Source organism: Oscillospiraceae bacterium (genome assembly GCA_015068525.1).
Taxonomy (GTDB): Bacteria; Bacillota; Clostridia; order UMGS1840; family HGM11507; genus SIG450.
In genome coordinates, this window is the sequence record SVKJ01000001.1 from 34,848 (window position 1) to 50,974 (window position 16,127).

12 protein-coding genes are annotated in these 16,127 nt (G+C 32.8%); 10 read left to right on the plus strand and 2 right to left on the minus strand.

The window, feature by feature from the left end:
* Positions 1 to 52 precede the first annotated feature (52 nt).
* Complete coding sequence (locus E7419_00100; protein ID MBE7013590.1) at positions 53 to 1,612, plus strand: extracellular solute-binding protein; 1,560 nt, start codon at positions 53 to 55, stop codon at positions 1,610 to 1,612.
* Positions 1,613 to 1,705: 93 nt separating this feature from the next.
* Here E7419_00100 and E7419_00105 read toward each other — a convergent pair whose 3' ends face one another.
* Entirely contained in the window at positions 1,706 to 3,361 is a 1,656-nt protein-coding gene (locus E7419_00105) for an STAS domain-containing protein (protein MBE7013591.1), read from the minus strand.
* Positions 3,354 to 3,938 (minus strand): hypothetical protein, encoded by a 585-nt coding sequence (locus E7419_00110; protein ID MBE7013592.1) that lies wholly within the window; start codon positions 3,936 to 3,938, stop codon positions 3,354 to 3,356. The genes E7419_00105 and E7419_00110 overlap by 8 nt, the downstream gene beginning before the upstream one ends.
* 139 nt (positions 3,939 to 4,077) lie before the next feature.
* Between E7419_00110 and E7419_00115 the strand changes: the two genes are divergently transcribed.
* From E7419_00115 to mutL, 9 genes are all read left to right on the plus strand, one after another.
* Positions 4,078 to 5,445, plus strand: a complete 1,368-nt coding sequence (locus E7419_00115; protein MBE7013593.1) for a UDP-N-acetylmuramoyl-L-alanine--D-glutamate ligase — start codon at positions 4,078 to 4,080, stop codon at positions 5,443 to 5,445.
* Positions 5,438 to 6,451, plus strand: a complete 1,014-nt coding sequence (locus tag E7419_00120) for a M42 family metallopeptidase (GenBank protein MBE7013594.1) — start codon at positions 5,438 to 5,440, stop codon at positions 6,449 to 6,451. The genes E7419_00115 and E7419_00120 overlap by 8 nt, the downstream gene beginning before the upstream one ends.
* Positions 6,444 to 7,466, plus strand: a complete 1,023-nt coding sequence (locus E7419_00125; GenBank protein MBE7013595.1) for a M42 family metallopeptidase — start codon at positions 6,444 to 6,446, stop codon at positions 7,464 to 7,466. Before E7419_00120 ends, E7419_00125 begins: the two co-directional genes overlap by 8 nt.
* Positions 7,459 to 8,412: a M42 family metallopeptidase gene (locus E7419_00130; GenBank protein ID MBE7013596.1), complete on the plus strand. Its 954-nt coding sequence runs from the start codon at positions 7,459 to 7,461 to the stop codon at positions 8,410 to 8,412. The genes E7419_00125 and E7419_00130 overlap by 8 nt, the downstream gene beginning before the upstream one ends.
* A 5-nt stretch (positions 8,413 to 8,417) precedes the next feature.
* Positions 8,418 to 9,689, plus strand: a complete 1,272-nt coding sequence (locus E7419_00135) for a hypothetical protein (GenBank protein MBE7013597.1) — start codon at positions 8,418 to 8,420, stop codon at positions 9,687 to 9,689.
* A gap of 73 nt (positions 9,690 to 9,762) precedes the next feature.
* Positions 9,763 to 11,160 (plus strand): tRNA (N6-isopentenyl adenosine(37)-C2)-methylthiotransferase MiaB, encoded by a 1,398-nt coding sequence (gene miaB, locus E7419_00140; protein ID MBE7013598.1) that lies wholly within the window; start codon positions 9,763 to 9,765, stop codon positions 11,158 to 11,160.
* A gap of 2 nt (positions 11,161 to 11,162) precedes the next feature.
* Entirely contained in the window at positions 11,163 to 11,540 is a 378-nt protein-coding gene (locus E7419_00145) for a YlbF family regulator (protein ID MBE7013599.1), read from the plus strand.
* Positions 11,541 to 11,583: 43 nt separating this feature from the next.
* Positions 11,584 to 14,241: a DNA mismatch repair protein MutS gene (mutS, locus tag E7419_00150; GenBank protein ID MBE7013600.1), complete on the plus strand. Its 2,658-nt coding sequence runs from the start codon at positions 11,584 to 11,586 to the stop codon at positions 14,239 to 14,241.
* A 35-nt stretch (positions 14,242 to 14,276) separates the two neighbouring features.
* Positions 14,277 to 16,127 (plus strand): DNA mismatch repair endonuclease MutL, encoded by a 1,851-nt coding sequence (mutL, locus tag E7419_00155; GenBank protein MBE7013601.1) that lies wholly within the window; start codon positions 14,277 to 14,279, stop codon positions 16,125 to 16,127.

Sequence of the window (16,127 nt, forward strand, 5' to 3'; positions counted from 1 at the left end):
ATAAATATAATGAAATTATAGCAAAAGGTATAATAATTAACTAAAAGAAAGGATGAAAAAAATGAGAAAAACATTATGTTTACTATTGGGACTCGTTATGGTATCAGGCTTACTTGTCGGATGCACAGGTGGGCAAACCATTGCAAACGAAGTATATGATCCGAACATCAAAGTAGGCGATACAGGTGGGCTTAAAGTGCCTCTTACAAAAGAACCAATGACTATTGAGTGGCAGATTATATCGCAGGAAACCGGCATCAATGACAGTTGGTTTATGCAAAAATTAAGAGGTATAACGGGAGTTGATGTTCAACTTCTTGTTATGCAGTCATCTACAGCCAATGAAAAGATGAAAACTTTAATCGCAGGCGGAAATCTTCCTGATATAACAAGCAGTTACGGCGAAGGAACAATGGATGATTTAGCAATGCAGGGTGCGTTTGCGGCAGTGGAAGATTATATCGACAAACTTCCTAACTTCAAGAAAACTTTTGTTGACAATAAAGACAATAACTGGATATTTGATTCCCGTACTGCTCCTGATGGTAAAGTATATCCATACTACGGATATGATTATAACCGTGATATAAACCACGCGTTTTTATATCGTAAAGACATATTTGATAAACATGGAATAAAAATGTGGAATAATCCTGAAGAATTTTATCAGGCACTTAAAAAACTAAAGGAACTTTATCCTTCTTCAGTTCCGTTCGTTTCTAAAAACACAAGTCAGATTTTTGCAAAATGGGCACCAGGTTGGGGAATAAAAGCACATGAACCATATTTTGACGAAGAGCAAAAAGTATGGAAATATGCGGATACTGACCCAAAATATAAAGAAATGCTTGACTTTATGAAAAAGTTATATGATGAAGGTTTACTTGACCCTGAATTTTTAACAGCAACTCAGTCTGCATGGACTCAGAAGATGACACAGAAAGACAAAGCGTTCGTTACTTTTGACTGGATAGACAGAATGACATTATTTAAAGAACAGACTTTAGAAACAGTTCCTGAGTACGATTTAAGATTTGCAAACCCTGTAGGACCAAAGCAGACTTATATTGAAGCAAATCAGCTTTGCTGGGGAAGATATGTTAAAAAGCAGGATGAAAAGAGAGAAGAAGTAGCATTTAAACTTCTTGACTTCTGCTTATCACCTTTTGGTAAAGAACTTATGACAATGGGTATTGAAGGTGAAACTTATACATTAGACGAAAACGGAATGGCAAAATATATCGGATTTGATGAAACTCCTACAATGACCGATTTGGAACAAAAATACGGTATGTTTACACAGGGAATGTACTTATCGTTTGACAGAAGAAGCTGTTATTTTAACTTTGCGCCTCAGCTTAAAGAAGCTCAGGAATATATGCAGGATGAAAAACACGTTGAACCGCTTGACCCTGAACTTATATTTACAAACGAAGAAAAAGAACTAAGAAGCGAATATCTTGTTAATTTACAGAAAGCAGGTTCGGAATTTGCTGTTAAGTATATCCTTGCTGATGCATCATGGGACGAATGGGTTAAAAAAGCAGAATCTTTAGGAAGCAAAGAAGTAACAAAAATTTATAACGACGCTTATAAAAGACTTGTAAAATAAATGACTGAAAGTAACAAAGGCACCTTCATTTTAAAGGTGCCTTTGTTTTATACAAATAATAAATATTTATATGATTATTGTAAATATATACTGTTATATTGTGATTGCCTTAATTTTTTTGTTAAGATTAACAATACTTTCAGCCTCGCTATATGCGTCATCAATTGTATCAAAAAACATTTCTTTCTTTATGCCTTCGTAACCACCTAAGTTTGAGATTATTTTTAAGGGTTGTTCTAAAACTCCGACAAACATTGGAAGTATATGTTCATGACGGCATCTTTTTTCTATTTTCTTGAGTGCGTCATAGGCTGTTGCGTCTAAAACGGTCATTTTAGACATATCAAAAATTACTATATCAAGTTTAGTGTTTATATCTGATAAAACATCTAAAAATGTACTTGCTGCGCCAAAAAATAACGGTCCGTTAATTTCATAAATCATTATTTTATCATTTTTATATTTTTCTTTATCTATAGTATCTTTTTCTTTAACAGTTGTATTTTCCGATACTTTCATAACAATAAGAGCCAATGCACAAATCATACCAACTTCAATAGCAACAACAAGGTCAAAAATTACTGTAAGTATAAATGTCAGCATCATAACAAGGGCGTCTGTTTTAGAAGATTTAAGTAACGTTTTCATTGATTTTATTTCTGCCATATTATAAGAAACAACAACAAGGATACCAGCAAGTGTTGACATTGGAATAAGTTTTGCATACGTCATAAATAAAAGCATTATAAGAAGTAAAGTTACAGCATGGATAATACCTGCAATAGGTGTTTTCCCGCCGTTTTTAATGTTTGCTGCAGTTCTTGCTATTGCTCCTGTTGCAGGAATTCCTCCAAAGAAAGAAACTGAAACATTTGCAATTCCCTGACCGATAAGTTCTGCGTTTGAATCGTGTTTTTTACCTGTCATACCGTCTGCAACAACTGCCGAAAGTAAAGATTCAATTGCGGCTAAAAGTGCAATGGTAAATGCAGGAGAAATAAGATTTTTTATGATTTCAAAGTTTATATTTGGAAGTGTTGGAGCAGGGATAGAGCCTGAAATTTCACCAAATTGGGTTTTGATAGTGTTAACGGGAAGTTTAAATATTATAACAAGTAATGTTGTAACAATAAGTGCAATTAAAGATCCCGGAATTTTTTTGTTGATTTTGGGCCACAGTACCGAAATAAGAATTGTAAGTATCCCTATAGATGCCGCCCACCAGTTTATATTTGAAAAGTTTGCAATATATGCACTCCACTTTGGAATAAACTCTGATGGAATATTTGCAATATTAAGACCAAAAAGGTCATTTATTTGTGTTGATAAAAGGGTAACGGCAATACCTGTCGTAAAACCTACAGTAATCGTGTATGGTATGTATTTAATAACATTACCAAGTTTAAAAATCCCAAACAGTATTAAAAATATCCCTGCCATAAATGTAGAAATTATAAGTCCGTCAATTCCATAGTTTGCAATAATTCCGCATATTATAACAACGAATGCACCTGTCGGTCCGCCAATCTGAACATCGCTTCCTCCGAAAAAGGAGATTGAAAATCCCGCAATAAAGGCAGTAATAAGCCCCTTTTCAGGCGACACACCTGAAGAAATAGCAAGTGCAATGGATAAAGGCAGGGCAATGATAGCAACTATAATACCGGCAATTAAATCTTTAAGCCATGTCCCTTTTTTAAAATAACCTTTTAAATCAGAAAAAACTTCAAATGACTTTGGTTTATACATTTTTAATATCCCCCTCTGATATTGTATCTATTTTATCAAATTTGACAGGCAATGCAAAGTTGCATTTGTCACATATAATATAAATCCCCTTTTCATTATAAGCAACAGAATAGGTGCTTTGGCATTCACAAATATGGAATTTTTCAGGATGCTCATACACGTTCTTTGTAAGAGTTACCATTTTATCAATAGTTTCATTATCGTATATTATATGGGTTTCTTCCTCTCTTAACGTATCATCTTCTATATATTCCGAAAGTTGCATATCAAGTTTGTCCTTACTGCCTATAAATAAAAGATTGGCTTCATAATAAGGGCATGAAAAAGAAAAAACATTATCGGAAAAGAACTGATTGAAAGGTACCATATATGAATGCATTTCTTTACAGATAGGGCAGAATAAATCTATTTTAAAAGATTTTGCCCCGTTTTTTGTAACCGAAAGTTCACTTCTTTCACATTCGCAAGAGTATATCCTTTTTCTGTTCCCTGAAAAATCAAATATATTTATATCAAAAATTTTATATTCGTCACAGTTTGAACACACATAAGCAAGCCGTGCCGTTTTACCTTCCATAAAATCACTCCCAAACAAATATTATATAATAAATACAGTAAAAAATCAAATAAATATTGTAAAAAATATTTTATTTTTTTAAAATATATTGTATAATAAATAATATAAGTATAATTGGTAAATTAAAGGTGGGTTTTTAGTGTTTGAAAATTTATGTGATTTTAAAAGTAAAGTAAAAGGGAAAAGAATTAATGTTGTAGGTCTGGGAGTAAGCAATATCCCGCTTGTAAAAATGTTAACCTCTTTTGGTGCTTATGTTATAGGCAGGGATAAAAATGAAAATATTAACCTTGACCTTCCTATAGAATATAAACTCGGTGAGAATTATCTTTCGGATTTAGAAGGTGACTATCTTTTTAAATCTCCGGGCATAAGACCTGATTTACCTGAATTTTTGGAATTTATTAAAAAAGGCGGAATTGTTACATCTGAAATGGAAGTCTTTTTTGATTTATGCCCCTGTAAAATCATTGCTGTAACAGGCAGTGACGGTAAAACTACCACAACTACTTTGATTTCTGAAATGTTAAAGGATAAAGGATATAATGTATATTTAGGAGGCAACATCGGAAAACCTCTTCTTAGCGAAGTTGAAGAAATGAAAAAAGACGATATAGCAGTTGTTGAACTTTCAAGTTTTCAACTTATGACAATGAAAAAATCTCCTTCGGTAGCAGTTATAACCAATATAGCACCTAACCATCTTGATGTTCATAAATCGTTCGAGGAGTATATTTTAGCAAAAGAAAATATTTGTAAATTCCAAAAAACCGGCGACAGACTTATTGTAAATTACGATAATGAAATTACAAATAAAACAGGTCAAAATGCAAATGGCGAAGTTTTATATTTTTCTTTAAAAGGAGAATATACAAAAGATGCCTATTATAAAGATGGAGCAATATATTTAAATTCCGACAAACTTATTGATATAAAAGATATTAAAATTCCGGGTATGCATAATGTTGATAATTATATGGCGGCGTACCTTGCAGTTAAAGATTTTATAACAGTTGATAATTTTATAAATGTTTGTAAAAATTTTGGCGGTGTAAGTCACAGAATAGAATTTGTAAAAGAGGAAAACGGTGTTAAATATTATAATGATTCTATTGCTTCAAGTCCTTCAAGAACAATGGCATGTCTTAATGCGTTTTACAGCGAGGGTAAAAAGATTATTCTTATTGCAGGCGGAAAGGATAAGGGGCTTGACTATACCGAACTGGGTATGGAAATTGCTAAAAAAACCAAAAAAGTATATCTTGTGGGCGATTTGAAAGACCCTGTTAAAAATACTGCTGAGGCAATAAAGAAAGCAGTGCTTTCTTATGATGAAAATTTCCCTGTGGAAATTTTATATAATTTAAAAGATACCGTAAAAAAAGTAAAAGAAGATGCAAAAGCGGGCGATATTGTTGTTTTATCCCCTGCGGGAACGAGTTTTGATAAATACAAAAATTTTGAAGAAAGAGGAAATCTTTTTAAAGAGTGTGTAAAAAATGGATAACTTAAAAAAACTTATAACTTTGCCCACTGTTTCAGGTTATGAATTTGTGGGAGTAAGAGCAGTTTCTGATATTTTAAAAGAATCAGGAGCAGAGGTAAGTGTTGATAAACTTTCAAATGTTCTTGCTTTTAAAAATAAAGATAAAAATTTTAAAGTGCTTTTAGATGCTCATTTTGATACTATCGGGCTTATGGTAACCGAAATAAAAGAGGGCGGATTTTTAAAATTTACGACGGTCGGAGGCGTTGACCCCCGAATTTTACCTTCCCTTACAGTTACAGTACATGGCAAACAGGATATTTTGGGAGTAATCGGTGTTAAGCCTCCTCATCTTTTAAGCGGCAAAGAAGATAAGGCATACGAAACGCACGAACTTTTTATTGATACAGGTCTTAGCAAAGAGGAACTTTCAAAAATCATCTCCTGCGGAGATATTATTACATTTAACAGTTGCTATGAGGAACTTTTAAACGGGAAAATAGCAGCCGCAGGGCTTGATGATAAAGTTGGAGTTTATATCGTTTCGGAAGTTTTAAAAAAGGTTAAAAATAACAATATTTCACTATTTGGTGCAATAACAGTCGGAGAAGAAATCGGATTAAAAGGTGCGAAAGTTATAAGCAGTATTTCGGATTTTGATTTAGTTATTGTAATAGATGTTACACATGGCAGGACACCTGACAGTAAAGATGAGGATACTTTTGAACTGGGAAAAGGACCTGTGATTACTCTTTCACCATCTTTATCAAAAAAATATAACGATATGTTAAAAGAATGTGCAAGGAAAAATAATATAGAAATTTCCGTTGAAGTTGAGGGTGGGAACACAGGTACGAACAGTTGGGCATATCATAGCGCAAGGGTTGGGAATCCTTCAGTTATGGTATCGGTTCCGCTAAAATATATGCATACGTCATACGAGGTTATAGATAAAAAAGATGTTCATTCGGCGGTTGAACTTATTGTAAAATTTTTAGACAGTCTGGAGGTAGAAAGTAATGCTTGAAAAATTAACAAATGCTTTCGGAGTGTCGGGATGTGACGACGAAATAAGAGATATTATACTTGCTGAAATATCGCCTTATGCCGATAAAATTGATATTACCAAAGACGGAAATATTATAGCGTTTAAAAAAGGGAAAAAATCTACTAAGAAAAAAGTTATGATAAGTGCTCATACAGATGAAGTGGGATTTATGGTAAAAGATATCACTAAAGACGGATATCTTAAATTATGCTCGGTAGGAGGAATTGACTCAAGGATTTTACTTTCAAAAAAAGTATATATTGGTAAGAGTAAAATTCCGGGTATTATCGGTATAAAAGCAGTTCATTTAACCAAAAAAGAAGAAAGAGAAGAAAAAATCCCTCTGTCAGACCTTTATGTTGATATAGGTGCACTTTGCAGGGAAGATGCGCTTAAATATGTAGAAATTGGCGATTATATTCTTTTTGACGGAAAGTATGAAAAACTTGGCAAAAACAGAATAAAAGCAAAAGCGCTTGATGACCGTGTAGGAGTTATGGCTCTTATTGATTTAATAAAAAGAGAGAGCGAGTATGATTTTTATGCGGTGTTTAATTCGCTTGAGGAAATAGGCTTAAAAGGTGCTATGACTGCATCATATAAAGTTAATCCAGATATAGCCCTTATTTTAGAGGGGACAACCTGTTCCGATGTTTTAGGAACAAAAGAAAATGAACAGTCAACCTGTCTTTTAAAAGGTGCAGTTCTATCAATTGCTGACGGCGCATCAGTTTCCAATAGAAGTCTTAATGAGTTTATAATAAAACTTGCAAAAGAAAACGATGTACCTTTGCAGTTTAAAAGAACGAATACGGGAGGTAATGATGCAGGAAGTATCCAGACTGCAAAAGACGGGGTTCAGACTGCAGTTATTTCTCTTCCTACACGATATATCCATTCTCCTGTAAGTGTTATGGACCTAAGGGATTTTGAAAGTTATAAAAAAATTACCGAATTATTTACAGATAATATAGGAGGTTTTGAAATTGACTAATAATATAGAGAAAATCTTAAGTCTTTTTTCTGTTTCAGGATATGAAAAAAATCTGACAGATTATATAATGGAAGAAACTAAAAAATATGCTGATGAATGTTACGTAGATAAATTAGGAAATGTCATAGTAAACAAAAAAGGAAAAGGGGATAAAATTTTAATAAATGTTCCCATATCTTCAAACGGGATTTTTATCACACATATAACTGATGACTGTAAGGGTAAATTTAAACCAATAGGAAAATTGGATGCTAAAAAGCTTACAGGCCTTACAGTAAGATGTGAAAACGGAAAGAAAGCAGGGGTTATATACTCTGAGGCTGAAGAGATAAATAACACTGACGATTTATATATAGATTTTGGTGTATATGATAAAGAAGACTTAAAAGTTAAAGTCGGAGATGTTCTTTCTTTCTCTTCTGACTGTTTTCCTATAAATGATAATATATACGGAAACGATATTTCAAGATGCACACTAATCCATTCTGCATTGGAAATTATTAAAAAAATCAAGTCGCCTTATGATTTGTACTTTGCTTTTACAGTTATGGATAATATAGGGTTTAAAGGTGCAAAAACTGCTGTGTTTTCTATAAATCCCGATTTGTGTATCACCTGTTCTTCTTCGTTTGAAGACTCTAAGGAAACTACGGTTAAAATGTCAAAAGGAACAGTTATCCGTATTAAAGACAGTCACATTATCGTAAATAAAAGTTTAAGAGATATGGTAATAAAAAAACTAAGCGATGCAGGTACCCCTTATCAACTTGAAGTATTAACAAAAGAGGGACTTTTAAATAACGAAGTTATGTATTTAAACGGCGGAATACTTACTCTAAATATTAATTTATGTGCAAAAGGTTTTAACGAAAGAACAGAATGTATAAATAAATCAGACCTTGAAAATTACAAAAAAAGTCTGGAAATAATTTTAACTAAGGAGTAAAAAAGATGATAGATTATACTAAATATTTTGATGTTTCAGAAAAGTCGATTGATTTAATAAATAAAGGGGAACTCCTTGCAAAGGATGCATTTTTAAAAGCAGAAGAAGTTTCACAAAACAATCAGCTTAAAGTTTTAAAAGCATTCAGGGATAATAAAGTGAGCGAAACTCATTTTATACCTTCTTCGGGATATGGTTATGATGACGCTGGCAAAGAAACTTTAGACAGGGTTTATGCAGATATTTTCGGTGCAGAAGATGCAATGGTAAGGCATACCATAACATCGGGAACTCATGCTATATCGTTATGTTTATTCGGGGTTTTAAGACCTGGAGATACTTTGGTTGCAGTAACAGGAAAACCTTATGATACTTTAGAAGAAACAATAGGTATAAGAGGAGAAGCGGGAACAGGCTCTTTAAAAGATTTCGGAATTAATTATAAAGAAGTGCCGCTAAAGAACGGAGAGGTTGACTTTGACGGTATCAAAGAAACAATAGACGATACTGTAAAAGCAGTTATAATCCAAAGGTCAAAAGGTTATGATTTTAGAAAAACTTTATCAGTTTCAGAGATTGGAGATATTATATCTTTTGTAAAAAATATAAATTCTGATATAATTGCAATAGTTGATAACTGCTACGGAGAATTTGTTGAAGAGCATGAGCCTACAGAGGTTGGTGCAGACCTTATGGCAGGGTCTTTAATCAAAAATCCGGGTGGTGGAATTGCGCCGACAGGCGGATATATTGCAGGAAAAGAAAAATACGTTAATATGTGTGCGTATAAACTTAACGCAGTAGGTATAGGCAAAGAAGCAGGGGCAACTTTAGGGCTTACAAAACAAATGTTCCAGGGGCTTTTCTTTGCACCGCATATAGTATGTCAGGCTGTTAAAACTGCAATATTGGCATCAGCAGTTTTTGAAACTTCAGGATTTGAAGTATGCCCGAAATATAATGAAAAAAGATCCTGTATTATAGAAGCAATAAAATTACAAAGCGAAGAAGCATTATGCCTTTTCTGTGAAGGTATTCAAAAAGGTGCGGCGATTGATTCCTTTGTTACACCGACACCTTGTGATATGGCAGGATATGAGCATAAAGTTATAATGGCAGCGGGAGCATTTAATCAGGGCTCTTCAATTGAACTTTCTGCAGACGGACCAATTGTTGAACCATTCATTGCATATATGCAGGGCGGCCTTACATATACTTACGGAAAAATCGGAATACTCTTTGCGGTGGAAAAATTAGTCCAAAAGGGAATTTTATAAAATTTATTGTAATCGAACAAAGGATATGTTATAATATATAATTAAATAATATATACTTGGAGAAATAAAATAAATGGAAATATCTTTAAAAGAAATTGAAAAACAGAATTTATTTATAGAAAAAATAAGAACATTAAGAGGCGAAAAAAAAGAAAGTGCCTGTGTTATAACTTACGGATGTCAGCAAAATGAGAATGACTCGGAAAAAATAAAAGCCTATCTTTTCAAAATGGGTTATGAAATTTCTGACAATCCTGAAGATGCAAAGGTTATTATATTTAATACCTGTGCAGTAAGAGAGGGCGCACAGGAAAGAGTTTTTGGAAATCTTGGTGCGCTAAAGCACAGAAAACTTAAAGAAAATGATTTAGTAATCGGTATTTGCGGATGTATGGCTCAGCAGGAAATTGTTGCAAAGAAGATTAAATCTAAATTTTCTCATGTTGATATAGTTTTCGGAACTCACAGTTTGTACCGTTTTCCTGAAATTCTTTTTGATGTTTTAGAGAAAAAAGAACGTAAATTTGATATAGTTAACTGTGACGGATATATTATGGAGGGTGTTGACCAGTTAAGAGAGGACAAGTTCAAGGCATCAGTTTCAATAATGTACGGTTGCAATAACTTTTGTTCTTACTGCATAGTTCCTTATGTAAGGGGAAGAGAAAGAAGCAGAAGAAAGGAAAACATCTTAGAAGAAATTAAAGACCTTGCAAAAAATGGTTATAAAGAAATTACACTTTTAGGTCAGAATGTTAACTCTTACGGTAAGGATTTAGGCTCGGATTACGACTTTGCTGATTTACTTTTTGATGTTAACGAAATTGAGGGGATAGAGCGCATTAAATTTATGACTTCGCATCCTAAGGATATATCAATAAAACTTATTGATACAATGGCTCAGTGCAAAAAGGTTATCCCATATCTTCATCTTCCTTTCCAGTCAGGAAGCAACCGTATTTTAGAGAAGATGAACAGGAAATACACTAAAGAAAAATACCTTGAAATAATTGATAATGTCAAGAAAAAAATTCCAAATATTGCACTTACAAGCGATGTTATAGTAGGTTTTCCTAATGAAACGCGTGAGGATTTTTTAGAAACTCTTGATTTAATAAAGAAAGTAAGATTTGATACACTCTTTACTTTTATCTATTCAAAAAGGCCGGGAACACCTGCAGAAAAAATGGAAGATAAAATATCAGATGAAGAAAAACATAAGAATTTTGAAGAACTTTTAAAAGTTCAGAACGAAATCTCAAAAGAGATAAATGACACTTATGTAGGTAATGTTTACAGAGTTTTAGTTGACGGTGTAAGCAAAAATAATAAAGATATGTTATCAGGAAGAACTGATACAAATAAAATAATAAATTTCGTGGGTAAAGGTGCCAAAGAGGGCGATTTTGTTAATGTTTTAGTTACAAAAGCACAAACTTGGGCGCTTATCGGCGAAGAAAAGGAGATATAAAAATGAATGAATTATTAGTAAAAGCACAGGAACTTTCCGAAATGATTAAAACAAGCAAGGAATATTTACTTGCAAAAGAAACAGAACAAATTCAGGCAAACGATGAAAAAGCTCAGGAAATGATAAAAGAATATAACGAAAAAAGAAGAGATATTGCTGTAAAAATGCAGTATGGAAAAATGAGCGATGAAGAAACTGAAGTTTTAAGAAAAGAAATCAATGAAGCGTTTGACAAACTTATGGAATATGATGTTATTAAAAATTATGTTGAAGCACAAAGAGATTTTGAACTTTTAAATCAGCAGATTATGACAATTATCTCAGGTGCAGGAAACGAAGGCTGCAGCGGTTCTTGCTCAAGTTGTTCTGGATGCCACTAAAATTAATGAAATGATTAAATACAATTTAGGGGAATAGTGAAAAATGGGGAAATATGATCTTGAAGAGATATTAAAGCAAAATGTTTCTGAAATGATGAAACAATATATCTTGCTTAAACTTAAAAATATGGATAAAATAATCTTCTATCGTTTAGGGGATTTTTATGAAATGTTTTTTGATGATGCTATTTTAGCATCTAAACTTCTTGAACTTACCTTAACAGGAAGAGATTGCGGACTTTCAGAAAGAGCGCCTATGTGCGGAGTTCCGCATCACTCGGCTTCAGGGTATATCGGTAAACTTACAAGCCTTGGATATAAAGTTGCCGTATGCGAACAGGTGGAAGACCCAAAAGAAGCAAAAGGTATTGTAAGAAGAGAAATAGTAAGGGTTATAACTCCCGGAACAGTTACAGATACTGACCTTCTTTCCGATGAAATTAACAACTACCTGTGTTCTGTCTATGGCGATAAAGACGGTGTATGTCTGGTTTTTGCTGATGTATCAACAGGTGAACTTAATATAATTGAGCCAATGATGGCAAAAGAATATAACTATAAAATAATAAGCGAACTTTCCAAATATTCTCCTAAAGAAATTATAATAAATGACAGTATTACAGATAAAGAAAAACTTATAAATGAAATAAACATAAGATTTTCTCCGTATATAAATTTATGCAGAGATGATTTATATGAGTATAATGAAGGCATTAAAATAATTGAAAATAAATTTTCTAAAGAGGAAATTAACCAAAGCAATATTCTTAAATATCCTCAGGCAGTTTTTGCTCTATATAAAACTATAGAATATTTAGAAGAAACCCAGTTTAACGAACTTAAACATATAAGTAACATTGAATGTTACAAAGAGGACGATTTTGTTTCGCTTGATATTTCAACCAAGCGGAATTTAGAACTTACAAGAACTTTAAGGGAAAATAAGAAGGCAGGTTCTCTGCTTGACATACTCGATAAAACAAATACCTCAATGGGCGCAAGGCTTTTAAATCATTATATTGATATGCCCTTAAAATCATATACTCATATTGCGTACAGGCATAATGCCGTTGAAGAACTTTTGGATAAAAGGGATGTCAGGGAAACTTTATGCTCCTTACTTTGCGAGGTATATGATATTGAAAGATTGTCTTCCAAAGTGTCGTACAGAACTGCTAACGGAAGAGATTTAATCGCTTTAAAAAAATCGCTTTCTAAAGTTCCGGAGATTAAAAAAGAACTTTCAAAATGTCAAAGTCCTCTTCTTACGGAATTAAACAACTCACTTGATTCTGTTTCGGATGGTGTTTTGATTATAGAAAATTCACTTAATGAAGACCAGCCCATTACCATAAAAGAGGGTAAACTTATTAAGGATGGCTTTAACGAAAGGCTTGACGAATTAAGACGTGCTATGAGAGAGGGCAAAGAATGGATTTTACAGGTTGAAACGGACGAAAAAGAAAAAACAGGCATTAAGAACTTAAAAATAAGTTATAATAAAGTCTTCGGTTACTATATCGAAGTAACAAAATCATATTTAAATCTTGTTCCTGATTATTTTATGAGGAAACAAACTCTTGCCAACTGCGAACGTTACATTACATCAAAACTTAAGGAAATTGAAAGTATTGTAATAGGCGCAGAAGAGAAAAGTGTAAATTTAGAATATGAAATATTCGTTAATATAAGAGAGGAAATGTATAAAAGGTTAGAGCGAATTCAAAAAACTGCAAAATCTTTGGCAAAACTTGATGTGCTTTTATCTTTTGCTACAGTTGCTTTTAAAAACCATTATGTAAAACCTACTCTTACGGAAGACGGAAAAATAATTATAAAAGACGGAAGGCACCCTGTAGTTGAAAAGGTTATAAGAGACAGTGCGTTTGTTGCTAATGATACATATCTTGATTTAGAGGATAACTCATTTTCAATTATTACAGGGCCTAATATGGCAGGTAAATCAACCTATATGCGTCAGGTTGCTCTTATTACACTTATGAGTCAGATTGGCTCCTTTGTACCTGCAAGAAGCGCAACTTTATCAGTCGTGGATAAAATATTTACCAGAGTCGGCGCATCTGACGATTTAGCATCAGGTCAATCTACTTTTATGGTTGAAATGAATGAAGTTTCAAATATTTTAAAGAATGCAACTAAAAACAGTTTGATTATTTTAGACGAAATAGGAAGAGGCACTTCAACCTTTGACGGTTTAAGTATTGCCTGGTCGGTAGTAGAATATATAATAAAGAAAATTGGTGCAAAAACTTTATTTGCAACCCATTATCATGAACTTACAGTCTTAGAAGAAAAGTTAAAGGGTGTAAAAAATTATCAGATTGCAGTTAAAAAACGCGGAGAAGATATTACGTTTCTTAGAAAAATCATAGAGGGCGGAACAGATGACAGTTATGGTATTGAAGTTGCCAGACTGGCAGGTGTGCCAAGTGATGTTGTAAAACGTGCAAGGGATATTGTAAAAGTTCTGGAAAGTAAGAAGATTGCCGTTGATGAAATAACTTTAAAAAATCTTCCTGCCCCTAAAGAAGAGGATAAAGATCAGGTCGGATTTTTAAATATTGCAAACGATAATTTGGTAAAAACTCTAAAAGGAATAGATGTTACTACTTTAACACCTGTTGAAGCACTTAACATCCTTTATGAACTCAGTAATGAAGTTAAGGCACTCGGGAGTTGAACCCCTTATGCCTAAGAATTATAAAGAGGTTTAAAATGGCTTACATAAAAGTTTTAAGTTCTCAAATATCAAATATGATTGCCGCAGGAGAGGTTTTAGAACGTCCTTCGTCTGCGGTTAAAGAACTTGTGGAAAATTCCATTGATGCAGGGGCTGACAGGATAATAGTTGAAATTGAAAATGGCGGTAAAACTATGATAAAAGTTACCGATAACGGATGCGGTATGTCAGAAGATGACGCCAGAACCTGTTTTTTAAGACATGCTACAAGTAAAATCTCAAAAGAAGAAGACTTAGAAAAAATAGCAACTTTAGGTTTCAGAGGAGAAGCTTTGGCAAGTATTGCCGCAGTAAGTGAGGTTACGCTCGAAACAAGAACGAAGGACAGTATAGCAGGTACTAAAGTTGTAATAAGAGCAGGAGAAATTATTGAAGTTTCTGATACAGGGTGTAATATAGGAACTATTATCACTATAAAAGATTTGTTTTTTAACACTCCTGTAAGAATGAAATTTTTAAAATCTGATCAGACTGAAGCGGCTTACATAACTGAAATTATGGAAAAACTTATTCTTGCAAAACCTGAAATTTCCTTTCTTCTTATAAAAAATAACAAAGAAGTTTTGTATTCTGCAGGAGATAACAATGAATTTTCCAATCTTCTTAATATATATTCAAAAGATATTTGTGATAACCTTATAAAAATAAATTATGAAAAAGATTACATTAAAATAAAAGGATATGTAGGAAACGAAAAAATTTTAAGAAATAACCGTAAAAACCAAGTGTTTTTTGTAAACGGCAGAGTTGTAAAAAATAAGATTTTTTACAGTGCAGTTGATGAAGCGTTAAAGGAAAAGGTAATGGTATCAAAATATCCTTTTATAATACTTGATATAAATATTAACCCTGAGTATGTTGATGTAAATGTCCATCCGACAAAAGCAGAAATTAAGTTTTCAAATGATCGCGAAATTTATAATCATATATACAGTGCAGTTTCTTCTTCTCACAAGGTAGAGGGAATGGAAGTAAAAAGCACTTCTTCGTTTGAAACAGAGGAAGAATTAAATAATGAAAAGTATGAAAGTTTTTCATTTATAAAACCAACTGAATTTAAGGAAGAAAGACCTAAAAAATTTAGTTTAAATCTTAATAAGAAAGAATATAATAACGAATTTAACGCAGTTGATACTCCAAAATTTGAAGCACTTACACCTAAGTTCAGAGCGCCTGAAGTTCCTTATATATCAGTAAAAGACGATGCTGTAAAGTCGGATGACTTTACAGAAGAAAATGAGCAAAAAGTTGAAGATTATAAGATAATCGGGCAGATTTTTTCCACCTTTGTTATAATAGAAAAAGATGACAAGATGTATCTTCTTGACCAGCATGCAGCACACGAAAGACTTATTTTTGACAAACTAAAAAAAGAATTTGAAAATAAGGAAATTATTTCTCAAAAACTTTTGATACCAAAGATAATTAAACTTTCTCCTGCAGAATATATTCTTGTGTCAGAAAATAAGGAAGTGTTTGAAGGTTTAGGATTTGATATGAGCGAATTTTCCGAGAGTGAATTTGCAGTAAGGGAAATTCCGTTTGAACTCTCGATTGAGCAAATTTCTGATACAATACTTGAAATATGCGATATTATAAAAGAAAATAAGACAAGCCTTATAACGTACAAACAGGAAAAAGCACTTGAAACATTGGCGTGTAAGAGTGCTATAAAGGCTAATATGAATTTCTCGGATTTTGAACTTAAAAAACTTGTTGCAGATGTACTTTATCTTCAGGATGCGAATACATGTCCTCACGGACGACCTCTTTTTGTTTCATACGAAAAGAGTGAACTTGAAAAACAATTTAAAAGGATAACTTAA

What these genes read in the sequence shown, in the direction of transcription:
- E7419_00100 (MBE7013590.1), top strand. Translation starts at nt 53, where the DNA reads ATGAAAAAAATGAGAAAAACATTATGTTTACTATTGGGACTCGTTATG.
- E7419_00105 (MBE7013591.1), bottom strand. Translation starts at nt 3,361, where the DNA reads ATGTATAAACCAAAGTCATTTGAAGTTTTTTCTGATTTAAAAGGTTAT.
- E7419_00110 (MBE7013592.1), bottom strand. Translation starts at nt 3,938, where the DNA reads ATGGAAGGTAAAACGGCACGGCTTGCTTATGTGTGTTCAAACTGTGAC.
- E7419_00120 (MBE7013594.1), top strand. Translation starts at nt 5,438, where the DNA reads ATGGATAACTTAAAAAAACTTATAACTTTGCCCACTGTTTCAGGTTAT.
- E7419_00125 (MBE7013595.1), top strand. Translation starts at nt 6,444, where the DNA reads ATGCTTGAAAAATTAACAAATGCTTTCGGAGTGTCGGGATGTGACGAC.
- E7419_00135 (MBE7013597.1), top strand. Translation starts at nt 8,418, where the DNA reads ATGATAGATTATACTAAATATTTTGATGTTTCAGAAAAGTCGATTGAT.
- miaB (MBE7013598.1), top strand. Translation starts at nt 9,763, where the DNA reads ATGGAAATATCTTTAAAAGAAATTGAAAAACAGAATTTATTTATAGAA.
- E7419_00145 (MBE7013599.1), top strand. Translation starts at nt 11,163, where the DNA reads ATGAATGAATTATTAGTAAAAGCACAGGAACTTTCCGAAATGATTAAA.
- mutS (MBE7013600.1), top strand. Translation starts at nt 11,584, where the DNA reads ATGGGGAAATATGATCTTGAAGAGATATTAAAGCAAAATGTTTCTGAA.
- mutL (MBE7013601.1), top strand. Translation starts at nt 14,277, where the DNA reads ATGGCTTACATAAAAGTTTTAAGTTCTCAAATATCAAATATGATTGCC.